Raw genomic sequence first — 22,193 nt, 5'->3', positions numbered from 1 at the left:
TCACTTTTCCCCCATCGTCAGGGAGCCCCCATGAACCGCAACGACCTCCGCAAGGTTGACCTCAACCTGTTGATCGTCTTCGAAACGCTGATGCACGAGCGCAGCGTGACCCGCGCCGCCGAGAAGCTGTTCCTCGGCCAGCCGGCGATCAGCGCGGCCCTGGCGCGCCTGCGCAACCTGTTCGACGACCCGCTGTTCGTCCGCACCGGCCGCAGCATGGAGCCCACCGCGCGGGCCCAGGAGATCTTCGGCCACCTGTCGCCGGCGCTGGACTCCATCTCCACCGCGCTGAGCCGCGCCGCCGACTTCGACCCGGCCACCAGCAAGTCGGTGTTCCGCATCGGCCTTTCCGACGACGTCGAGTTCGGCCTGCTGCCGGCGCTGCTGCGCCGCCTGCGCTCCGAGGCGCCGGGCATCGTCCTGGTGGTGCGCCGCGCCAACTACCTGCTGATGCCGCAGCTGCTGGCCTCCGGCGAGATTTCCGCGGGCGTCAGCTACACCGACGAGCTGCCGGCCAATGCCAAGCGCAAGACCCTGCGCCGCAGCAAATGGAAGGTGCTGCGCGCCGACTCGGTGCCCGGCCCGCTGAGCCTGGACGACTACTGCACCCGGCCCCACGCCATGGTGTCCTACGCCGGCGACCTGGAAGGCTTCGTCGACGAACAGCTGGCGACCCTCGAGCGCAAGCGCCAGGTGGTGCTGGCGGTGCCGCAGTTCAACGGACTGGGAGCGCTGCTCGCCGGCACCGACCTGATCGCCACCGTCCCGGACTACGCGGCCCTGGCGCTGACCGCCGCCGGCGGCCTGCGCGCCGAGGACCCGCCCTTCACCCCGCGTCCGGCGGAGCTGTCGCTGGTCTGGCGCGGCGCCCAAGACAACGACCCGGCCGAACGCTGGCTGCGCTCGCGCATCAGCATGTTCGTCGGCGATCCCGACAGCCTGGTCTGAAGTCCTACGACGCAGGATCGGTCCTGGGGGTTAGAATGACGACCGACATGTCATTCAGCCCGGGAACACGCCCATGCGCTACTCCGAAGACCACAAGGCCCATACGCGCCAGCGCATCATCGACGAGGCCTCGCGGCGTTTCCGCAGCGAAGGCGTGGAAGCCACCGGCCTGCAGACGCTGATGAAGGCCTTGGGGCTGACCCATGGCGGCTTCTATGCGCACTTCAAGTCCAAGGAAGAGCTGGTGGAAATCGCCCTGCAGGCGGCCTCCGAGCAGCTCGCCGAAGTGGCCGGCAGGACCTTCGGCGGGCCGGACGCGCTGGCGAACTTCATCGACGACTACCTCTCCGAGCAGCACCGCGACCACCCCGAGCGCGGCTGCCCCTTCCCCACCCTGAGCGCCGAGCTGGGCGCCCGCGGCAAGCCCAGCCCGACTACCGACCTGGCCCTCGCCGAGCGTCTGGAGCGCCTGGAGAAGGTTCTGCCCGAGGGCCATGATCCGGACCAGGCGGTGGCGACCCTGGCGACGCTGGTCGGCGCCCTGCTGCTGTCGCGCAGTGTGGCCGATCCGGCGTTGTCCGGGCGCATTCTGGAAAGCACCCGGCGTTACCTGAAGCGCGATATTGCGGGTGAACTGTAGGAGCGGATCTCATCCGCGAATCGCGCCGATATGTCCGGCTATCGCGGACAAGGTCCGCTCCTACGGGGAAGCGCGGTATTCTCGGCCAGTGTAGGAGCGGGCCCTGCCCGCGATTTCGCGCGCAGGGCGCGCTCCTACAGGGGAATTCGCTGGCAGCGTCGGCGCCTCGGTTTGACTCCGCTCCCTCTCCCCAACCCTCTCCCTGAAGGGAGAGGGAGCTAGGCCGTGCCGAGAGAAGGAATGGTTTCAGCTGGAAACCTTCTGTGTTGCCGGCTAACTCCAGAACATCCAGCTCTGCCCAACGGTCCCCTCTCCCTTCAGGGCGGGGCGCGCAGCCGAGGGTTAGGGAGAGGGCGCTCTCAGCTCCGGCACCCGCAACGCCAGGCAAAACACCGTTCGCGAGCAAGAACTAGGCGTCCCCCTCGCTCCTACGAAAAGCCGCGCGCTCCGGAATGCCCCGGCTCAATCCACCCGCACCCCATACCGCTCCGCCGGCAGGCGCCCGGAGAGCAGCGGCGCCAGGTTCTGCCGGGCGCGGGTGTAGGCTTCGAAGTCCTGCATGTCGGGCAAGGCCGGGATGGTGATGACCTCGCCCTGGGCCAGGCCGGCCAGGGCGGCGTCGACCATGTGGCCGACTTCCATGAGGATGTCTTCCGGCACGTCGGTGCCCGAGCGGTCCCAGATTTCCGTGCGGGTCGCGCCCGGCAGCACCGCCTGCACGCGCACGCCCAGGGGCGCCAGTTCCTGCTGCATGGAGATGCTCAGGTTGAGCAGGAAGGCCTTGGTGCCGCTGTACACGCCGTTGAACTGCTCCGGCGCCAGGGCCAGGATCGAGGTGAGGTTGACGATGGTGCCCCGCCCCTTCGCGGCGAAGGCCTTGGCCGCGCAGCCGGCCAGGCGCGCCGAGGCCAGCACGTTGAGGGTGATCATCTGCTCCAGCTGGTCCAGCCCCGCCTCCACCATGCTGCCCTTGACCGCCATCCCGGCATTGTTCACCAGCATGTCGATGTCGGCGTCCGCGGCCAGGCGGGCTTCCACCCGGGCGCGCTCCTTCGGCTCGGTCAGGTCCGCCGGCAGGATGTCGACGTCCACCCCGTACTCGGCCTGCAGGCAGGCGGCCAGGGCCATCAGGCGCTCGCGGTCGCGGGCCACCAGCAGCAGGTCGTGGCCCCGCGACGCCAGGCGCTGGGCGTAGGCCGCGCCTATGCCGGCGGAGGCGCCGGTCACCAGCGCGCGGCCGTTCTTGTTCTTGCTCATTGCTTCACCCCGGGCCCTCGTGGCCCCCATCGTTCGAAACCTGGCGTCCGCACCGGGTGCGGAACCGCCGCCACCCCGGATGCTAGGGATATGCCCCGGCGGGTCAATCGACCGAAAAGGTGACGCCAGTTGGAGCGACAAGGCCGCGCAGCCCCGTCCCGCGGGCCCTGCGGCGATTAGATTGCCCATTCTAGAGCGCCGGGCGGATGCTGGCCGCGACCGTCGCCAGACAAGAACAAGCCGGGACGATCCGAACCCACGCTGCCTGTTCTGCGCTCGGGAGCCATTCCCGACGGGAGGTCTCATGCGATTACGTTGCTTTTTCCTGGGCTGCCGCTGGAGCGAGGGCATGCCCACCCGCGTGGGCGAGGTGCTGATGCTTCATCAGCGCTGCAGCCATTGCGGCGCACAACGCTACCTGAGCGCGGAGGAGGCGGAGCCGGAGGTCGTCGACCCCGGCGCTTGAAAAAAAGCCCGACCGGGCGCCGCCAGCAGGCGGCGCCCGGCGTTTTCAGCGGATGAAGGCCTGGCTGGTGGTGATCGCCATGTCGCCGCCGGGCAGCTTCAGGTCGCCGATGCGCTCCAGGCTGTCGGCGTCGAAGATCGCCACGTCGTTCAGGGTGCCGGTCAGGTACAGCTTGGTGCCGGCCTTGTTGGCGCTCAGGCAGTAGTAGGAGTGGTCGAGGTTGGCCGCCTTCTCCACCTTCTGCGCCTTGATGTCGTACTTGACCAGGCGGTTGAGCACGCCGTAGATCACGTTGCGGTCCTTCGGCGAGCGGATGCCGCTGAAGTACACCTCGGTGACCGGGCCGAAGTCCACGGTCTCGGTCTTGCCGGTGGCCAGGTCGATGTTGAAGAAGCCGTACAGGTAGTCGGCGGTGGCCGGGTCCTGCTTGGCGTCCTTGAACTTAGCGGTGGTGTACAGCAGCGAGAAGTCGCGCGGGTAGGTCTGCTGGTTCCACACGTAGAGCACGTCCGGCGGCGAGTAGTTCGGGCGCTTCCAGTTGCGGCTGGGGATCAGCACGTCGAACTTGCCGGTCTTCACGTCCACCTTGTAGATGTCCGGGCCGGCCACGTACAGGGTGCCGTCGTCGCCGGTCTGCATGATGGTCAACTGGCGCGGCGCCGGGAAGGTGCGGATCGGCTTGGCGTCCATGCCGCCGTCGGCGGCGTAGACCTGCAGGCGCGGCTGCTGCACCTCGTAGTGCTCGGCGAGGATCAGCGTCGGGTTGGCGATGGCATAGACCTCCTTGCCGTCGTGGCTGACGGTCATGGAGAACATCGAGCGCGCGTTCTCGCCCGGCTTCTGCGCGATGGTGGCGTGGAACACCGGCTTGCAGTCGTCCAGTTGCAGGCCATAGATGTCCGCGTAGTGATTGCTCAGCACGTATGCGATCTTGCGGTCGGGCGACAGCTGGATCATGCCCGGGCCATAGGCGCCGGGAATGGTGCAGGTCTTGTAGAGCTTGTCGGTCTGCATGTCGATGACGTGCAGGTTGTTCGGGTAGTTGGTGGACACCAGGTACTCGTGGCCACTTTCCAGGGCCTTGTCCTCGTTGGCGGCGGCTGCGGCGTGCAGCGCGCAGGCCAGCGAGAGGCCACCGAGGACGGCGGCGAATGCTTTTCTGGACATGCAGTGCTTCCTCTTGTTCTTCTGTCCGCTCATTTGTCGTCCGGGAATACGGTGCCGAGGTTGCGCCAGTTCTCCGCGGAGGCCTGCGCGTCCTTGTTCCAGTCGGGGTAGGTGCTCATCATGTCCGGCACCTGGGCCGGCCACCAGCAGGGGTCGGAGCAGCCGTAGAGGTCGGCTTCCATCGGCTGGCACAGCGAGGAAACCCCGCCGAACACGTCGATCTCCCAGCCCGGGTCGGTGGTGGAGGCGCAGCCGGCGACCGAGTTCATCGCCACCACGTCCTCGATGCGGTCCTCGGCGGCGGCCTGCTCCAGCTGCTGCGCCTTGTTGTTGATCGCTTTGAGATGTTTCATGTCAGTGCGCCTTCCGCGGAGTGATGTGGCGGTCGATGAAGCTGGGGTTCGAAGCCATGATCCGGCTGTAGACCTCGATGCCGAAGTCCACCCAGTCCCTCATCAGTTCGCAGTAGTGGTAGGTGGGGTGCGCCGGGTCGCCGTAGCGCGCGTAGCTCTCGTGGTAGCAGCCGCCGGAACACAGGTTGCGGATGCGGCAGCTGGCGCAGCCGGTGTCGGTGCGGTCCAGGCGCTGGGAGAGGAACTCGTTCAGCTCGGCCTGCTTCACCCCGTTATGCACGTTGCCGAAGGTCGGCAGCGACGAGCCGGTGAAGCGGTGGCACAGGTTCAGCTCGCCCTTGTGGTCCACCGCCAGCATCTTCAGCCCGGCGCCGCACGGCAGGGCCTTCTTCTGCCCCTCGTGGATGTCGGTGATCAGCTGGTGCAGGTTGGAGAAGCCGATGTTGCGCCCCTCCAGCGCCTCCGCCAGGTAGCGGCGGCCCAGGGCCTTCATGTTGGCGAACACCTGCTGCAACTCGTCGGTGGTGAGGTTGTAGCTGCTGATGTCGCCGGAGGTCACCGGGGCGAAGCCGACCTCGGCGAAGCCCATCTCGTTGAACAGGTGGTTCCAGATGGTCTCGACGTCGGTGACGCCGGTGGTCAGGGTCACCCGCGCGCCCACCGGGCGGCTGGTGTAGCGCGACAGCAGCATGTCGGCCTTGCGCCGCACCACGTCGTAGGTGCCCTGCCCGCCCACGGTGATGCGGTTGCGGTCGTGCACGGTCTTGGGCCCGTCGATGCTGACGGAAAGACCGAAGCGGTGGGCGTTGAGCCAGTCGACGATCTCCTCGGTGAGCAGCGTGGCGTTGGTGGTCATGACGAACTCCACCTGCTTGCCCAGCTCGCCGAAGCGGCGCTCGCAGTAGGCCACCATGTGCTCGATCAGCGGGCGGTTGGACAGCGGCTCGCCGCCGAAGAACACCACGGTGTAGCGCTTCTCGTCGGGCGATTCCTTGAGCAGCATCTCCACCGAGGCTTCGGCGGTTTCCGCGCCCATCTTCTTGCCGGCCGAGGGCTTGTCCAGGTCTTCCTTGTAGCAGTAGGTGCAGCTGAGGTTGCAGCCGGTGTTGACGTTCAGCACCACGGTGTTGAGCGCGGTGCGGGTGACCTTCTTGATGCCGCCAAATTCTTGTGAAGAAAGAGGGGTGAGCGGCGAGCCGTCGCTGACCAGCTCCAGCGCGATCAGCTCGCGCAGGGTCTCGTCGATCTCGTTGGCCTCGAAGCGCCCGGCCAGGCGCTGCGTCAGCTCGTCCGGCGAGCAGGCGTGCCCGCGCAGGGCATCGATGATCCCGCCGGTCAGCTCGTCGCTGGCGAACAGCGAGGAGCTGGGGATGTGGAACAACAGGCGGTCGGCGTCCACCCGCACTTCGTGCAGGTTGCGTTCGACCAGATTCAAGATGGCGCCCATGGCGACCTCCCGGAACTTGCTTGGTACGCCCCGCCCGCGGGCGGGGGTTCATGCGTTCAGTTCATCCCACCCCGGATCACGGAATGGGCGGGTTGTTCCAGCGCTGCACAGTGACGATCATGTGGCCTTCGCCCTGGTGCGTCTTGCCGGCGTCGTCCACGGCGGCGATCACCTTCAGGTTGCCGGCGTTGTTGGTCATCATCTTGCGCTCGGGGTTGGGGCCGGCGTCGCCCGGGGTGAAGATGCCGGTATCGGCGTCCATCACACCGGCGAACTTGACGTCCTGGTCTTCCTTGGCGCGGTCGTCGAAGGGCTCCACCGACCACTTGGCCGGGAACACGCCGATGCGGAACGGCTTGCCGTCGGCGCCCTTGCCCCAGGCCTCGGCGTCGAAGCTGCCCTGCACCTTGGGCGTGGAACCGCCGTTGCCGCCGATGCGCGAGACGGAGAACTCCGGCACCACCTTGACCTCGGCTATGTCCTGGTAGACCGCCAGGCTGCCGCCCTTGGCGCTGCCGACGCTGACTTCACGCTCGCCAGCGGCGGCCGAGGCGGCGGCCTTGACCTTCACGGTCACGCGCTCGGGGGTTTCCGAGACCACGGAGATCACCTCCACGCCCTTGCCGAACGACGGCTTGCCCTTCAGCCCGCTGCCGATGACGCTGACCTCGGCCTCGCTGCCGGCCTTGAGGAACGCCGGCTGCACGCCCAGCACGTGGCTGGTGCCCTTCTGCGCGGCGACGAAGTCCAGCCCGCGCTCGTCATGGGCCTTGTCGAACATGCGGCCCTGCATCTGGCCCTTGAGCGCCGCGAACACCTGGCGCAGGGTCACGTCGCCGACCTTCACGTTGCCGCGCCACTCGTAGCCGTTGTACAGCACCGCGCTGCCCTCGCCGTCGAACGGCGTGCCGTCGGCGTACCGGCCCTTGACGCTGACCTTGAACTGGTCGTCCGCGCCGCCGGAAACGCTCATGGTGCCGGCCACGTCGCCCTTGCCCGGCATGTGCCCGGCGAAGCTCCACTCGCCGGCCAGGGACTCGGCCTTGGGCCGGCTCTTCTGCCAGTCGCTCCAGGCCTTGCTGTCCAGCGGGTAGCGCTTGGCCAGCTCGGGGACCATCTCCTTCTTCGCCAGGTCGAACCAGTCGCGGTCGCGGGACAGCGCCTGGTACTCCAGCGACGGCCAGCGGCCCAGGTGGAAGTTCACCAGCTTCTCCCACTCCGCCGCCGGGCGGCGCTGCAGGGCGATGCGCGCGGCCGAGTGGCAGCGGGCGCACATCTGCTCGAAGTTGGTATCGAAGTGCTCGACGGTGTTCAACCGGCGCTCCAGGGCGTAGCGCACGCCGTCGGTCTCGCTGGGCGCCAGGCCCTGCTTGTCGGCGAGGAACTTGACCACCGCGCGGCGATCCTCGTCGCTGATCTTCAGGCCGTACATCACCTGCATCCGCGCGATGCTCATCAGCCAGCCCTCCGGCGTCTTGCGCTGGTGGCTGATGCGGCTCAGGGAATTGTTGCCCTCAGGGGTGTGGCACGCCATGCACTTGGCGTTGATGATGGTCTGGCCATCGGCGGCATGGGCCGGTTGCTGTAGCGCCATGGCCAGCGTGGCCAGGGCTCCGGCGCCCAGGTAGTGCCGAAGTCGTGTCATCTTCAAGATCAGGCCTCCTCGGTGTTTCTTGTTGAAATTGTTCTGTGCCCACCGCTGGGCGAACAGCTGGTTCCGTCTAGCTCTCCAGCTGTTTAGCAGGTTGTGTGCCACTACCCTGGAAGCCCCGTCGAATCAGGCTTTCGACGGTATTCCGGCCCACCCTGCGACAAGTTGGCGCGTCTAATTTCGCGATTGCTGTCTAACTCTGAGACAGGCCATCGAGGCGCGCCTGGGATGCAGTATGGACGCGCTTGCGCGATACGCCCGCGCCGGGCAGCAGCAAGGCGCCGAGCAGCATGCAGGCCAGCCCCAGCCAGACGAACGACAGCAGCGGGTAGCTGCGGATCACCACCAGGCTCTCGATGGCCTCGCCCTTCTGCCCCATAAGCCGCGGCGAGGCCGGCACCCACACCTGCAGGTCGCCCAGCCAGCCGCGGATGATGAAGGGGTGCAGCACGTAGCCGCGGTCCGAGGCGAAGCGCGCGTAGTGGTAGTCGAGGATTTCGCACAGCTGGCGCACCGGGCCCTGGTAGGCCGGCGGGTTGCCGCGGCTGTCCTGGAACAGCGCGTGGCCCTCCAACTGGCGACCGCCCTCGCGCAGCTCCACCCGCGCCACCGAGTGGTAGCCGGCGCGGTCCGCCCGGGTACTGTCGGGCAGTACCCGCAACTGCATGCCGTTGGCCAGCGCCTGCCACTGCTCGAAAGAGGCGCCGGGCGGGATGGTCACCTGCAGGTAGGTGTTCAGCGCCGTGGCCGCCAGCCCGCCGACCAGGGCGACCACCGCGCCGCCATGGATCAGCGCCACACCGCCGCTGTAGCGCAGGTTGCCCAGGCGCCGGCTGCGCCACAGGGCTAGCACGCACCAGAAGGCGCAGGACGCCAGCAGGAAGGCCCCGCCCAGCAGCGCCGCATCCAGCCAGGGCAGCACCACCACGATGTTCTGCGAAAGCATGCCCTGGCCGCTGTAGCCGGCGCTCAGCCAGCCGCCGTGCCAACCCACCAGCAGCATGGCCACGGCCATCGCCAGGCTCGCCAGCAACGCCAGCTTCGGCCAGCCGCTGCGGCGCAGGAAGCTGTAGCCGCCGACCAGGCCGAGCAGGCCCAGCAGCGGCAGCAGCCAGCGCACCAGGCCGTAGCCGTCCACGTCCCACTGGTCGAAGGCGCGGCGCAGGCCGTTCATCTCGTCGGTGGTGGCCCAGGCGGTAAGCGTCTCGAAGAACGGCTTGAGGTCGCTCGGCCGCTCCAGCCCCAGCCATTCATAGAGGTGCGCTTGCAGTAGCGCGCCCAGGGCCAGCAATGCGCTGCCGGCGAACAGGTAGATGGCCAGGTCCATGGTCCAGTCCGAACGCGTCTTGCGCCCCGCCGTGCGCGGCGCCCGCAGCGTCGCCCAGCCGGCCAGGGCCAGCAGCACCGCCGCCAGGCCCAGGTGGGCCAGCCAGGAGGTGGTGCCTATGTAGCGGTGCGAGCTGGCCAGCACCGTGCTGCGGGTAACGGCCAGGGCGCCGCAGGCCATGGCCGCCGCCAGCAGGCTGAGCAGCGGCAGCAGGCGCCGGTTGGCCCCGTCCGGGCGCCAGCGCCGCGCGCCGTGCAGCACCGCGCCGAGCAGCGCCCAGACCACGAAGGCCGAGGTCTGCACCGGGTCCCAGTGCCACAGCTGGCCAAAGGTGAAGTCCTCCATGGCCCAGGCCATGCCCGCGCCGATGCCGGCGCTGAGCACCAGCCAGGCGCGCCGGCCGTAGCGCAGGGCCACGGCGGCGTAGGCCTCGCCACCACCGCCCAGGGCATCCAGCGCCGCCCCGGCCGGCGCCAGGGCCCAGGCGTAGGCGGCCAACACCAGGGGCGCGTGGAAGGCCATCCAGAAGGTCTGCAGGTGGGCGTTCATGCCCTGGCTGGGCTGCGCCGCCAGCCAGTCCGCCGGCGTTGCGGAAAAGGGTCCGAGCCAGGCCGCGGTAGCCACATACCAGGCGGCCACCAGCGCCATGCCGCGCCCGGCCCAGCCGGCCTGGCGCGCCTGGCCGGCGGCGATGCCCGTGCAGAAGGTCGCCAGCAGCAGCACGGTGCCCTCGTCGCCGCCCCAGAGGTTGGCCATCTTCAGGTAGCCGGGCAGCCCGGCGCTGCTATAGAGCCAGGCGTAGCGCAGCTGGAAATGGTCGGCCAGCAGGTGCAGGGCCAGCACCAGGCAGGCGCCGCACAGCGCCCCCAGGGCCAGCGGCCAGGCCGGGGAACGCCACTGAGGCCGCGCGGCGCCGAGGACGATGAGCACGGCGGCGATCCACAGCCAGGCGTTGCCCAGCAACGGCAGGAACCAGAGCAGCAGGCAGGTGGCGACCAGGGCGCCAAACCCGGGCAACACGGGCAACGGAGTGAACGTCCTCTTCAAATCGGGCCTCCTTGGAATGTCTCCCGCTTGTGTCCGCGGGATTGCGCATCCGGGCCTCTACATATTGTGTGCCAGCGCCGAAAACACCTTGCGCGACAGTGGCTTGGCGCAAAGCCGGGGGCGGCGCGGCGTTGCAATTCGCGACAGCCATTGCAGCCTGAGACAGCTCCCTTAGTTCTAGCCGATCCGCCGCGGCTGGATATCTGGAAGATGGCGTTTATGCTTCTAGATGGCCCGCACGCCTTGCCGGGCCAGCCTGAAGCCTGTCTGCAGTCTCGCTTCGACTATCCGTGTTCCGCTGCATCAACCCCATGGCCCGAGTGCGGCAACGGTGGTCAAGGACTCCGGCCCATCACAAGAACAAGACGGAGAAGAACATGGCGCAGACCTACAGCCCGACCGCGGGCAACACACCCCACAACGGCATCACCCGGGAGGAGCGCAAGGTCATCTTCGCCTCCTCCCTGGGCACCGTCTTCGAATGGTACGACTTCTACCTCTACGGCTCGCTAGCGGCGATCATCGCCAAGCACTTCTTCGCCGGGGTCAACGAGACGACCGCCTTCATCTTCGCCCTGCTCGCCTTCGCCGCCGGCTTCGCGGTGCGCCCCTTCGGCGCCATCGTGTTCGGTCGTCTGGGCGATTTAGTGGGACGCAAGTACACCTTCCTCATCACCATCGTCATCATGGGCATCTCCACCGCCGTGGTGGGCATGCTGCCCAGCTACGCCAGCATAGGCGTGGCGGCGCCGATCATCCTCATCAGCCTGCGCCTGCTGCAGGGCCTGGCGCTGGGCGGCGAGTACGGCGGCGCGGCGACCTACGTGGCCGAGCACGCGCCCAAGGGCAAGCGCGGCTTCTTCACCTCGTGGATCCAGACCACCGCCACCCTTGGCCTGTTCCTCTCGCTGCTGGTGATCATGGCCTGCCGCACCGTCATGGGCACCGAGGCCTTCGAGGACTGGGGCTGGCGCATCCCCTTCCTGCTCTCCATCCTGCTGCTGGCCATCTCGGTGTACATCCGCCTGCAACTCTCCGAGTCGCCGGTGTTCAAGCGCATGAAGGAAGAAGGCAAGGCGTCCAAGGCGCCGCTGACCGAATCCTTCGCCCGCTGGGACAACCTCAAGGTGGTGATCATGGCGCTGCTCGGCGGCACCGCCGGCCAGGCCGTGGTCTGGTACACCGGGCAGTTCTACGCGCTGTTCTTCCTGCTGCAGACGCTGAAGATAGACGCGCAGACCGCCAACCTGCTGATCGCCGGCTCGCTGCTGCTGGGCACGCCCTTCTTCGTGTTCTTCGGCAGCCTGTCCGACCGCATCGGGCGCAAGAAGATCGTCATGGCCGGCTGCATCCTCGCGGCCCTGACCTACTTCCCGATCTTCAAGGGCCTGACCGAGTTCGGTAACCCCGAGGTATTCGCCGCCCAGGAGAAGAACCCGGTCACCGTGGTCGCCGACCCGTCCGCCTGCGCCTTCCAGTTCGACCCGGTGGGCAAGGCCAGATTCACCAGCTCCTGCGACCTGGCCAAGAGCCTGCTGGCGAAGAAAGCCATCCCCTACGAGAACGTCAAGGCCGAAACCGGCGCCGTGGCCCAGATACACATCGGCGACAAGGTCATCGCCAGCTTCGAGGGCGGCAGCCTGCCCGCGGCGGACTTCAAGGCGCAGTCCGAGGCCTTCACCGCGCAGATGGGCGCCGCGCTCAAGGACGCCGGCTACCCCGAGAAGGCCGACCCGGCCAAGACCAACCACCTGGCGGTGCTGTTGCTGCTGACCGTGCTGGTGATCTACGTGACCATGGTCTACGGCCCCATCGCCGCCTGGCTGGTGGAACTCTTCCCGGCGCGCATCCGCTACACCTCCATGTCGCTGCCCTACCACATCGGCAACGGCTGGTTCGGCGGCTTCCTGCCCACCGTGGCCTTCGCCATGGTGGCGGCCACCGGCGACATCTACTACGGCCTCTGGTACCCCATCGTCATCGCGGTGATGACGGCCATCCTCGGCACCTTCTTCCTCCCGGAAACCAAGGACCGCGAAATCCACCACGCCTGAGCCGCGCCCGCCTCGCGAAACAGCCCGCCCCGCGCGGGCTGTTTCGTTGGAGGCTGTCTCAGGGCTGTCGCAAGCTGCGACAGCGGGGCGCGGAATTGCTCGGCTCTTTTTCGATTAAATCGTTTTGATTCAATAAGTTGAATGAAATTGACCGGCTTGGCATAGCGGTTGCGATAGCTGCCTGGACAACTCAACAAGAGGCAACCGCAATGCTCGCTTCCCTGCCCATCAAGCCCGAATCCCGCGCCTTCCTGCAGCGCGCGCCGAAGATGCTCATCGGTGCCGATTGGACCGGTGCCGCCGATGGCGCCCTCATGGACCTGCGCAATCCGGCCACCGGCGAAGTGCTCTGCCAGGTGCCCTCCGCCAGCGCCGCCGACGTCGACCGCGCCGTGCGCGCCGCCCGTCAGGCCTTCGACGATTCGCCCTGGAGCCGCATGCGTCCGCGCGAGCGGCAGAACCTGCTGTGGAAGCTCGCCGACCTGATGGAACGCGACGCCGACCTGCTGGCCGAACTGGAATGCCTGAACAACGGCAAGAGCGCCGCCGTGGCGCGGGTGATGGACGTGCAGTTGGGCATCGACTTCCTGCGCTACATGGCCGGCTGGGCCACCAAGATCGAAGGCTCCAGCGTCGAGGTGTCCATGCCGCTGATGCCCAATGACGACTTCCACGGCTTCATCCGCCGCGAGGCCGTGGGCGTGGTCGGCGCCATCGTCGCCTGGAACTTCCCCCTGCTGCTGGCCTGCTGGAAGCTCGGCCCGGCGCTGGCCACCGGCTGCAGCGTGGTGCTCAAGCCCGCCGACGAAACCCCGCTCAGCGCCCTGAAGCTGGCCGAGCTGGCCCTGGAGGCCGGCTACCCGGCGGGCGTGTTCAACGTGGTCACCGGCACCGGCGTCAACGCCGGCGCCGCCCTCACCCACCACCCGCTGGTGGACAAGCTGACCTTCACCGGCTCCACCGCCGTGGGCAAGGAAATCGGCAAGGCGGCCATGGACAACATGACCCGCGTGACCCTGGAACTGGGCGGCAAGTCGCCGACCATCGTCCTCGCCGACGCCGACCTGAACAGCGCCGCCGCCGGCGCCGCCCAGGCCATCTTCTTCAACCAGGGCCAGGTGTGCTGCGCCGGCTCGCGGCTGTACGTGCAGCGCAAGCACTTCGACAACGTGGTGGCCGACATCGCCGGCATCGCCAACGGCATGAAGCTGGGCAACGGCCTGGACCCGAGCGTGGACATGGGCCCGCTGATCTCCGCCCGCCAGCAGCAGCGCGTGCACAACTACATCGAACTGGGCCGCGAGAAAGGCGCCACCATCGCCTGCGGCGGCGAACAGTTCGGCCCCGGCTACTTCGTGAAACCGACGGTGATCGTCGACGTCGACCAGAAGAACCCGCTGGTGCAGGAAGAAATCTTCGGCCCGGTGCTGGTGGCCATGCCCTTCGACGACCTCGACGAAGCCATCCGCCTGGCCAACGACAGCCCCTACGGCCTGGGCGCCAGCATCTGGTCCAACGACCTGGGCGCGGTGCACCGGATGATCCCGAAGATCAAGTCCGGCTCGGTCTGGGTCAACTGCCACAGCGCCCTGGACCCGGCCCTGCCCTTCGGCGGCTACAAGATGTCCGGCCTGGGCCGCGAAATGGGCGCCGCCGCCATCGAGCACTACACCGAGGTGAAATCGGTGCTGATCAAGCTGTAAGGCAAAAGGTCCTACCGCGTCCGGCGCGTTACCCCCTGCGCCGGCGTTTTCATCCCCCGGCTGCGCGAGTGGTCGGGGGATTTTTTTGCCCGCGGCGGCATCAACCTGTAGGAGGACTCCGTCCGCGATCCTCCCCGTCATCCTAGGCGCCGAGGTGCTTTCGTAGGATGGGTTGAGCTTGCGAAACCCATGCGGTGGTGGCGATGGGTATCGCTTCGCTCAACCCATCCTACGACGGCGGCAGCGTCGTGCCTTACGGCGATACGTAGGGCGAATAACGCGAAGCGTTATCCGCCGTTCGGAGGGCCCATCTGACGCCCGGTTGATCATGCCGCTCGGAATGGCGGCGTATAACCGCGAACGGTTATACGCCCTACATCCCCGTCAGCCCGCCGCGAGCCCCTGCAAGTAGGCGCAGAACATATCCGCCATCGCCCCGGCATAACGCTCGATTTCCTCCTCCGTGCGCGGCGCTTCGGAGAACTGCTTGCCCACCGCGCTGAGCGTGGTGGTGACCAGGTCCACGGCCAGTGCCCGCGCCTCGTTCGACGCATCGGGCAGCACGTCCTCCATGAAGGCCTGGAAGATGCACTCGCCGGCCGCCTTGGCCTCCCGCGCCTCGGGGGCGTCGCGGTACAGCGGCGCGGCGTCGCTGAGCGCGGTGCGGACCGCCGCTTCCTCGCATTCCGAGCGGACGAACGCGTGCACCAGCGTGCGCAGGCGCGCCAGGGGCGGTTGCCGGGAGTCTTCGAGGATGCCGCGCAGCATCTCGCCGGTCTGGCGCCATTCGTCGCTCTGCAGGCGGAACAGGATCGCCGCCTTGTTCGGGAAGTACTGGTACAGCGAGCCGACGCTGACGCCGGCCCGCTCGGCCACCCGCGCGGTGGTGAAGCGCTGTGCGCCCTCCTTAGCCAAAACCTGAACAGCGGCGTCGAGAATGGCGGCGACCAGCTCGGTCGAGCGGGCCTGGCGCGGCTGCTTGCGCGAGGAAATCCGCGGGCTGCGGCGTTCGCTCATGGGGTGCTCCGGGAATGCGAATAGTGAAACCTGACGAATTCGTCGCATTCTAGTCGGGCGCCCTGGAGCGCTCAACCAACCTTCGGAGTCCCCGCATGAGCACCCTCACCACCGCCCCCGTCGCCCCACTGCTGGAACGCCTGTTCGCCGAGGCCGATGCCAGCGAGCCGGGCAGAAGCCCCGCCGTCACCGGCCTGTCCGGCGAGGAACTGGCGCGCCTGATGGCCAGCAAGACCGAGTACCGCGAGCTCTACGGACGCCTGAAGGACCTGCCGCTCCCCGTCTCGCGCGCCACCGGCGTGCTGCTCTACATGCTGGCGCGCAGTTGCCAGGCACGCAGCATCGTCGAGTTCGGCACCTCCTTCGGCATTTCCACCCTGCACCTCGCCGCGGCCCTGCGCGACAACGGCGGCGGCCGCCTGATCGGCAGCGAGTTCGAAGCCTCCAAGGTGCTGCGCGCCCAGGCCAACCTGAATGCCGCAGGCCTCGCCGACCTGGTGGAAATCCGCGAGGGCGATGCCCTGCAAACCCTGGCGCGCGACCTGCCGCAGCGTATCGACCTGCTGCTGCTCGACGGCGCCAAGGCGCTCTACCCGGAAATCCTCGCCCTGCTGGAAAGCCGCCTGCGGCCCGGCGCGCTGATCGTCGCCGACAACGCCGACCACAGCCCGGAGTACCTGGCGCGAGTACGCGACATCGGCAACGGCTACCTGTCGGTGCCCTTCGCCGAAGACGTCGAGCTGAGCCTGCGGCTAGGCTGAGCGAGCGCTGCTATCCCGCCGGCCCATGGCCGGCGGGAGGCGGGGGAACGGCGAATCCGCTAGAGTGCCCTCTCCACCCGACATGACCAGGCACAGCCAATGGACGTAGCAGCAATCCGCCAGGCCCTTCCCGACGACGCACCCGCCATCGCCCGGCTGGTGGACGAGGCCTACAGCCCCTATATCCCGCGCATGGGCCGCAAGCCCGCGCCCATGCTCGACGACTACCGGCAGGTGATCGCCGAAGCCGATGCGTTCGTGTGTACCCGCGATGGCGAAGTCGCCGGCGTGCTGGTGCTGCGCCCCCAGGGGCCGGCATTGCTGCTGGAGAACATCGCGGTGGCGCCGGCGTTCAAGGGCCAGGGCATCGGCAAGGCGTTGCTGGCGTTCTGCGAGGAACGTGCGCGGGCCCAGGGCTTCCAGGCCATCGAGCTGTACACCAACCAGCTGATGACCGAGAACATCGCCCTTTACACGAAGCTGGGCTACCGCGAAACGCACCGGGCCACGGAGAACGGGTTTGCCCGGGTGTTCATGCGCAAGGCCATTGCGGGCCAGGGGCTGTAGTTCTTTCTTCCTACGCCGTCTCCCTTCTTCCGCATCGGTGCCCGTTGCGGGAAATATCCGATACTCTCCTGCAGCGTGTTTCTGCCCTTGTTGCGCTACCGGCCGGTTCCTAAGCTGCGCCGGTCGCGGCTCATCCGCGACCGGGTTTGACAGCCTGAAGAAACGGCGCGATTGCCCTCCGAGGTGCATGCGAAAGCGGCGAACGCTTTTTGCAGGCCCTCTCGTGTCCGCGGTTCGTACCGCAAGTGTCATGGCAGATCGCGCGGGGAGACCTTCGGGTCTGCCGGCTCCGTTTCCCGGTCTGTCAACCCCGCGCGGTCTGCCTCCATTGGTTGACAGCTTTGGCGGCAGCTCCTGAATCCAACGAAACGGAGCAGCTCTAGATGACCAATTCCAACAATCTGATCGTCCTCCCCAGCAACACCCATCCCGTCGAAATCCCCGCCGCCGACGGCCAGCCCGGCCTGACGCTCACCTGGCCGATTCCCACGCAGCCAGCCGCCGACCAAGGCATTCTCCTGGCCGAAAGCTGGCTGGCCGGCGAAGCCGACGGCTACCTGTGGACGCGCCTCGTCCATGGGCGCATAGAGCACATGGACAACTGGCGGCGAATGGCCTTCGAGATCGGCTTCCTGACGCGCCTGCAACAGCGGCTGGGGCGAATGCCGGAGTGACGCGCTTTTCGCTTTTCGTAGGAGCGAGCTTGCTCGCGAACAGGAGTTGCCGGGGACTTTTGGTGCTGGCCTCAAGAGCGCCCTCTCCCCAACCCTCTCCCGCAAGCGGGAGAGGGGGCCGTCCGTGCAGAGAAGAGGCCTGGCTTTAGCCGACAATCTCTGTGCTAGCCGGCTGACTCCAGAGCACCAACGTCTGCCCAACGATTCCCTCTCCCTTCAGGGCGGGGCGCGCAGCCGAGGGTTAGGGAGAGGGGCGGCGTTGAACCGGTGCGCAGATATCACCGGCCAGTTCGCGAGCAAGCTCGCTCTTGCTCTGGCTTTGGGACTTCCAGAGAAATACCCGAGCGCACCGAAACGCCCCTTCAGAAGGCCGAGCGAAACCCGCGCTCAGGAGGTCATGCGACATGGATGTCGCGAGAGCCCCGCGGGCTGCAGAGATGTACGCTCGTGGGGGGGACGCCTAGTTCGGACCTCGTGGCTGGGGAGTTCGTTATGAAAAATGCCGTTTCTCCCATGGAGAAAAACGGCATCAGGCCCATACTAACCAGCCAACTCCCCACACAGATCCAGGCCAAACCAACGCTCTGCCTCTTCCACATCCAACCCCGCGCCCAATAAAGCAAACAACTTAGCCAGAGCCGCCTCACGGGTCATACCGCCACCAGACACCAAACCGGTGTCGCGCAAGCGACTGCCGGCCGCATAGGTATCGAACACCACACTACCCGCCGGACACTGACTGATGGCAGCCAGCAGCACCCCACGCTTACGGGCCGCGCCCAGCGCAGCAAGCAAGGCTTCATTGTCGGAAGGCCCGGTGCCACTGCCATAGCACTCCAGCAGCAGCCCCTGCACACCGCTATTCAGTACAGCCTCCAACTGCTCAGCCTGCAGACCGGGGAACAACGGCTGCACAGCCAGCCTCACCGGCTGACGCGGCTGGCGGTAATCCAGGGCCGGCGGCACCTGCCCCACGCGCTGACCATCACGCTGACGCGGCAGCGTGGCAAAGGCGTCGAAGGCCTCACTGTGCAGCTTGGTAGCCCGCGCACCGTGCAGCAGCGCGCCACCGAAGTAGAGCTGCACACCAATGGCCTGGCCACCTTCCAGCACGTCCAGAGCACCGCCAAGGTTGGCCCAGGCATCGCTGCCCGGCGCACCGGCGGGCAACATGGAGCCGGTCAGCAACACCGGCACATCCAGCCCCAGCAGCAGAAACGACAGCGCCGCCGCGGTATAGGCCAGCGTATCGGTGCCATGCAGCACCAGCACGCCGTCATGGCCGCCCTGCTCCACCGCGTCGACTATGGCGTCGCGCATGGCCAGCCAGTTCGCCTGCTGCATGTTGGCGCTGTCCAGCAGCGGCTGCATTTCCCGGAAGGCCCAGGCGAAGGTCGGCTGCCGGCCGCTGCCGGCCAGCCACTCGCGCATGCGCGCCTCGAAGCCGCTGGCCGGGGCCAGGCCTTCGGAGGTCTGCAGCATGCCAATGGTGCCGCCGGTGTAGAGGACGAAGAGGTTCTTGACTGCGCGCATGGGCTGATCCTGCGTTCTTGTAGTGGCGCGGGCCGACCGCCGGGACGGCCCGCGCGGCCGTCAGCCCTGCGCCTGCGGCAGGCCGGCGGGGATTTCGCGGGCGGCCTCGGCGCGCTGGCTGGCCGGCCAGGCTTCGCGGTCCAGGTCGAGGTCGGCGAACTGGGCGGAGTCGAACACCGGCTGCTGAACGCCGGCGCGACGCTGTGCATCGTAATCGCCCATCACCCGCAGGCCAACCTTGAACAGCAGCGCCAGGGCCAGCAGGTTGACGAAGGCCAGGCAGGTCATGGTGATGTCGGCGAAGGCGAACACGGTGGACAGGTTCTGTACCGAGCCCCAGACGATCAGCGCCAGCACCAGGGCGCGGTAGCCGATCAGCACCAGGCGGTTGCGGCTGAGGAACTGCAGGCTGTTCTCGCCCAGGTAGTAGTTGTAGAGGATGCAGGTGAAGACGAACAGCGACAGCGCGACGCTGACGAACAGCCGGCCCCAGTCGCCGACCACCGCGGCCAGGGAGTTCTGCGTGAGGACGATGCCGTCGCCTTCGAAGCCCGGGGTGTAGAAGCCCGAGAGCAGGATCAGCAGCGCGGTGCAGGTGCAGATGACGAAGGTGTCGAGGAACACGCTGAAGGCCTGCACCACGCCCTGGGACGCCGGGTGGCGCACGGCGGCCACGGCGGCGACGTTGGGCGCGCTGCCCAGGCCGGCCTCGTTGGCGAACACGCCGCGCTTCACGCCCATGACGATGGCGCTGCCGAGCAGGCCGCCGAAGGCCGGGTCGAGGCCGAAGGCGCTCTTGAAGATGGTTTCCAGCATGGCCGGCACGTGCTCGATCTGGCTGCCGATCACGTACAGGGTCACGCCGATGTAGGCCAGGGTCTTGACCGGCACCAGCAGGTCGGACACCGCGGCGATGCGCTTGATGCCGCCGATGAAGACGATGGCCAGCAGCACGGCCAGGGCGATGCCGGTGTGCTGCGGGGCGAAGCCGAAGGCGTTCTGCAGCGAATGGGTCACGGTGTAGGACTGCAGGCCGTTGAAGGCGAAGCCGTAGGTCACCAGCAGCAGCACCGAGAACACCACGGCCATGCCCTTGAGCTTCAGGCCGTGCTGGATGTAGTACGCCGGGCCGCCGCGGTACAGGCCGTCGCCGTCGGCGCGCTTGTAGACCTGGGCCAGGGTGCACTCGAAGAAGCTGCTGGACATGCCCACCAGCGCGGTCACCCACATCCAGAACACCGCGCCCGGGCCGCCGAGGGTCACGGCGATGCCGACGCCGGCGATGTTGCCCGCGCCCACGCGCCCGGCGAGGCTCAGCATCAGCGCCTGGAACGAGCTCAGCTGGCCGGCCTGGCCGCGGATGGACTCCTTGAACACGCCGAACATGTGGCCGAAATGGCGGAACTGGACGAACCGGGAGCGCAGGGTGAAGTAGCTGCCGAGTCCGACGATGAGCACGATGAGAACCTTCCCGGAAAGGAAGTCGTTGAGCGCTTCGAGCATGGGGTGTGACCTCGATTCTTGTTCTTCGGTTGGAAGAGAGGCGCCAGGCGCGCGGGTTGGGCCTGGCGCTGGCGGGCAAGGTTGGCCAAGACGAGGGGACGTGACAATTTCGCATCTTGTTACGCTCTGGCGCGAGTTGATGCTAGGCTTGCGCCACTCGCATCACACCGGAATACCGTCGATGTCCGATCACCTGGGCGAAAACCTCAAGCTCGCCTGCAGCCATTACCGCTCCATCTCCGAGGTCTGCCGCCAGTTGCAGATCAACCGCGCGCAGTTCAACAAGTACCTTAGCGGGCAGAGCCGCCCCACCCCGTTCAACCTCAAGCGCATCGGCGATTTCTTCGGCGTCGAGGACTACGAGCTGGGCCTGCCGCCGGAGCAGTTCGCCCGCCTGATCGGCGCCCGCGCAAGCCAGGCCGGCACGCAGGCGAACGACCCGCTGCTGCGCCTGCTCGAACCGCTGCGCGAACAGGCCGGCAACCTGTCGCGCTACTGCGGCTACTACTTCGAATACTCCAACTGCATGTCGGTGCCCGGCTCCATCCTGCTGTCGCTGGTGCACCTGTGGGAGGAGGACGGCAACTTCCTGTTCGAGCGCCAGGAGCGCCAGGAACGCTCCAGCAGCACCGACGTGCAGGCCGAGGACTGGGTGCGCTGCCGCTACCTGGGCGCGGCCTTCCAGCTGCAGGACCGGCTGTTCCTGATCGACTACGAATCGCTCACCGTCAACGAGATGAGCCAGACCATCCTCATCCCCAGCTTCAAGAGCCGCATCACCCGCCTCAACGGCCTGAAGACCGGCGTCTCCAGCGGCGACCGGCGCACCCCGGCGTGCACCCGGGTGGTCTGGGAATACCTGGGCGCGGAGATCAACCGGATCAACGCCTACCGCCAGGTGAAGCTGTACCGCCCGGACGACCCGCGCATCGACGACGACGTGCGCGAGCGCCTGAGCGTGGGGCCGATCCGCAACGGCCTGTTCGAGATCGAATGACCGCCGCGATCAGGCTCCGGGCGCGGGCCTGATCCAGTCGCACAAGTTCTTCGGAATATTCCCTCCCAACTATTCAGCGAGGCCGATAAGTGCCTGCCTGTAAATTAATTTTCAGGCAACACGAAAAGTAAAAACCGATTTCCAGACAGCAGCGCTTTCCAGGCACAAGCGCAGCGGGGCCCGCCGCCATGTCCGATGAACCCTCCCATTTGCTGCTCGGCGCCATCGCCCGCGCCCGCCCGGGTTATTCCCCGGCCTTCCGCAAGCTGGCCGACTTCGTGCTGAACAACGCGCTGGCGGTCTCCACCATGAACATCGACGAGCTGGCCAGGGCCGCCGGCGTCTCGGTCGCCACCATCAACCGCTTCGCCCACCGTTGCGGCTGCGACGGCTACCCGCCCTTCCGCGCCACGCTGCGCAAGCTCTACGAAAGCGCCTACGCCCCGGTGGAGAAGCTGCGCCTGGGCCTTGCGCGGGACATCGGCGCCGCCGGCGTCGTGCGCGAATCCCTCGACAGCGCCGCCGGCAACATCCGCCGCAGCCACGGACTGCTGCGGGACGAGCAGGTGCGCCGCGCCGTCGAGCTGGTCGCCAACGCCAGCCAGGTGTACGTCGCCGGCCTCGGCGTCAGCGCCATCCACGCGGCCTTCGCCGCCAACTGCCTGGAGCCGTTCCGCGCCGGGGTCAAGGACCTCGCCGCCATGGGCGGCGTCGAGTCGGCCCTGCGGCGGATCAACGTGCTGCGCGCAGGCGACCTGGTGATCGGCATCGCCCTGCCCCGCTATTCCCGCGGCATCGTCGAACTGCTCGGCCTGGCCCGCCAGCGCGGCTGCAAGGTGCTGGCCCTCACCGACGGCCCGGCCTCGCCCATCGCAGCGCTGGCCGACACCGCGCTCTATGCCGTTGCGGAGCACCCGCTGCTGTACGCCTCCAACGCCGGCATGGTCGCGCTCATCGAGGCCCTGGGCGCGGCATTGGCCCAGCACACCGGGGATTCGCTCGAAGCCATCAGCGCCCAGACCGAACGGCTGCTGCCCTACCTCTACCTGGACGAGCCTCCGTAGCCCGCCCTTGCACGCAC

The 22,193-nt window shown here is 67.6% G+C and carries 19 protein-coding genes; 10 read left to right on the top strand and 9 right to left on the bottom strand.

Translation table 11 applies throughout. From position 1 onward, the window contains the following. Positions 1 to 30: 30 nt before the first annotated feature. Together PcP3B5_RS14575 and PcP3B5_RS14570 are read left to right on the top strand one after the other, a co-directional pair. Positions 31 to 948, top strand: coding sequence for a LysR family transcriptional regulator (locus PcP3B5_RS14575; protein ID WP_009620382.1), 918 nt, complete (start codon positions 31 to 33; stop codon positions 946 to 948). 73 nt (positions 949 to 1,021) lie between these two features. Beyond that, complete coding sequence (locus PcP3B5_RS14570; RefSeq protein WP_061561670.1) at positions 1,022 to 1,588, top strand: TetR/AcrR family transcriptional regulator; 567 nt, start codon at positions 1,022 to 1,024, stop codon at positions 1,586 to 1,588. Between the two features lie 462 nt (positions 1,589 to 2,050). On the opposite strand, the gene PcP3B5_RS14565 is transcribed toward PcP3B5_RS14570, so the two are convergent. Beyond that, positions 2,051 to 2,845: an SDR family NAD(P)-dependent oxidoreductase gene (locus tag PcP3B5_RS14565; RefSeq protein WP_061561669.1), complete on the bottom strand. Its 795-nt coding sequence runs from the start codon at positions 2,843 to 2,845 to the stop codon at positions 2,051 to 2,053. Between the two features lie 304 nt (positions 2,846 to 3,149). On the opposite strand from PcP3B5_RS14565, the gene PcP3B5_RS32435 reads away from it, so the two are divergent. Continuing rightward, on the top strand, positions 3,150 to 3,311 hold the full coding sequence (locus tag PcP3B5_RS32435) for a PSPA7_2676 family Cys-rich small protein (RefSeq protein ID WP_338052370.1): 162 nt from the start codon (positions 3,150 to 3,152) through the stop codon (positions 3,309 to 3,311). 45 nt (positions 3,312 to 3,356) lie between these two features. On the opposite strand, the gene peaD is transcribed toward PcP3B5_RS32435, so the two are convergent. The 5 genes from peaD to ccsA form a co-directional block, all read right to left on the bottom strand. Further along, positions 3,357 to 4,478: a quinohemoprotein amine dehydrogenase subunit beta gene (gene peaD, locus PcP3B5_RS14560; RefSeq protein WP_043272641.1), complete on the bottom strand. Its 1,122-nt coding sequence runs from the start codon at positions 4,476 to 4,478 to the stop codon at positions 3,357 to 3,359. A gap of 29 nt (positions 4,479 to 4,507) precedes the next feature. Beyond that, positions 4,508 to 4,831 (bottom strand): quinohemoprotein amine dehydrogenase subunit gamma, encoded by a 324-nt coding sequence (qhpC, locus tag PcP3B5_RS14555; RefSeq protein ID WP_009620363.1) that lies wholly within the window; start codon positions 4,829 to 4,831, stop codon positions 4,508 to 4,510. 1 nt (position 4,832) lies between these two features. Continuing rightward, on the bottom strand, positions 4,833 to 6,278 hold the full coding sequence (gene peaB, locus PcP3B5_RS14550; protein WP_061561668.1) for a quinohemoprotein amine dehydrogenase maturation protein: 1,446 nt from the start codon (positions 6,276 to 6,278) through the stop codon (positions 4,833 to 4,835). Positions 6,279 to 6,354: 76 nt separating this feature from the next. Next, positions 6,355 to 7,872 carry a quinohemoprotein amine dehydrogenase subunit alpha gene (gene peaA / locus PcP3B5_RS14545; protein WP_420820170.1) on the bottom strand — a complete coding sequence of 506 codons (1,518 nt, stop codon included), beginning with the start codon at positions 7,870 to 7,872 and terminating at the stop codon, positions 6,355 to 6,357. 250 nt (positions 7,873 to 8,122) lie between these two features. Further along, on the bottom strand, positions 8,123 to 10,303 hold the full coding sequence (gene ccsA / locus PcP3B5_RS14540) for a cytochrome c biogenesis protein CcsA (RefSeq protein WP_082816330.1): 2,181 nt from the start codon (positions 10,301 to 10,303) through the stop codon (positions 8,123 to 8,125). A 377-nt stretch (positions 10,304 to 10,680) separates the two neighbouring features. Here ccsA and PcP3B5_RS14535 point away from each other — a divergent pair, with 377 nt between their 5' ends. Together PcP3B5_RS14535 and PcP3B5_RS14530 are read left to right on the top strand one after the other, a co-directional pair. Further along, on the top strand, positions 10,681 to 12,357 hold the full coding sequence (locus PcP3B5_RS14535) for an MFS transporter (protein WP_061561666.1): 1,677 nt from the start codon (positions 10,681 to 10,683) through the stop codon (positions 12,355 to 12,357). Between the two features lie 209 nt (positions 12,358 to 12,566). Beyond that, on the top strand, positions 12,567 to 14,060 hold the full coding sequence (locus PcP3B5_RS14530; protein WP_061561665.1) for an aldehyde dehydrogenase family protein: 1,494 nt from the start codon (positions 12,567 to 12,569) through the stop codon (positions 14,058 to 14,060). A gap of 384 nt (positions 14,061 to 14,444) precedes the next feature. On the opposite strand, the gene PcP3B5_RS14525 is transcribed toward PcP3B5_RS14530, so the two are convergent. Continuing rightward, a complete protein-coding gene (locus PcP3B5_RS14525; RefSeq protein WP_061561664.1) occupies positions 14,445 to 15,077 on the bottom strand; it encodes a TetR/AcrR family transcriptional regulator in 633 nt (210 codons plus the stop codon). Positions 15,078 to 15,172: 95 nt separating this feature from the next. On the opposite strand from PcP3B5_RS14525, the gene PcP3B5_RS14520 reads away from it, so the two are divergent. The 3 genes from PcP3B5_RS14520 (at position 15,173) to PcP3B5_RS14510 (ending at position 17,079) form a co-directional block, all read left to right on the top strand. Next, positions 15,173 to 15,838, top strand: a complete 666-nt coding sequence (locus PcP3B5_RS14520; RefSeq protein WP_061561663.1) for an O-methyltransferase — start codon at positions 15,173 to 15,175, stop codon at positions 15,836 to 15,838. 99 nt (positions 15,839 to 15,937) lie between these two features. Continuing rightward, positions 15,938 to 16,405, top strand: a complete 468-nt coding sequence (locus PcP3B5_RS14515) for a GNAT family N-acetyltransferase (protein ID WP_061561662.1) — start codon at positions 15,938 to 15,940, stop codon at positions 16,403 to 16,405. A gap of 383 nt (positions 16,406 to 16,788) precedes the next feature. After that, on the top strand, positions 16,789 to 17,079 hold the full coding sequence (locus PcP3B5_RS14510) for a LasR-specific antiactivator QslA (protein WP_009620344.1): 291 nt from the start codon (positions 16,789 to 16,791) through the stop codon (positions 17,077 to 17,079). A 540-nt stretch (positions 17,080 to 17,619) separates the two neighbouring features. Here the strand turns inward: PcP3B5_RS14510 and PcP3B5_RS14505 are convergent. Both PcP3B5_RS14505 and PcP3B5_RS14500 read right to left on the bottom strand, forming a co-directional pair. Beyond that, positions 17,620 to 18,612, bottom strand: coding sequence for an asparaginase (locus tag PcP3B5_RS14505; protein WP_061561661.1), 993 nt, complete (start codon positions 18,610 to 18,612; stop codon positions 17,620 to 17,622). A 60-nt stretch (positions 18,613 to 18,672) separates the two neighbouring features. Continuing rightward, complete coding sequence (locus tag PcP3B5_RS14500) at positions 18,673 to 20,115, bottom strand: alanine/glycine:cation symporter family protein (protein WP_009620340.1); 1,443 nt, start codon at positions 20,113 to 20,115, stop codon at positions 18,673 to 18,675. Between the two features lie 181 nt (positions 20,116 to 20,296). Here PcP3B5_RS14500 and PcP3B5_RS14495 point away from each other — a divergent pair, with 181 nt between their 5' ends. Together PcP3B5_RS14495 and PcP3B5_RS14490 are read left to right on the top strand one after the other, a co-directional pair. Beyond that, positions 20,297 to 21,112 (top strand): helix-turn-helix domain-containing protein, encoded by an 816-nt coding sequence (locus tag PcP3B5_RS14495; protein ID WP_043314855.1) that lies wholly within the window; start codon positions 20,297 to 20,299, stop codon positions 21,110 to 21,112. Positions 21,113 to 21,300: 188 nt separating this feature from the next. Continuing rightward, the gene (locus PcP3B5_RS14490; RefSeq protein WP_070065498.1) at positions 21,301 to 22,176 is read left to right on the top strand and encodes a MurR/RpiR family transcriptional regulator; all 876 of its coding nucleotides are present in this window, start codon (positions 21,301 to 21,303) and stop codon (positions 22,174 to 22,176) included. Positions 22,177 to 22,193: the final 17 nt, after the last annotated feature.

The organism is Pseudomonas citronellolis, from assembly GCF_001586155.1.
Classification (GTDB): domain Bacteria; phylum Pseudomonadota; class Gammaproteobacteria; order Pseudomonadales; family Pseudomonadaceae; genus Pseudomonas; species Pseudomonas citronellolis.
Note: the sequence above shows the minus strand (reverse complement) of the source record. Positions and strands in the feature narration are given on the sequence as shown.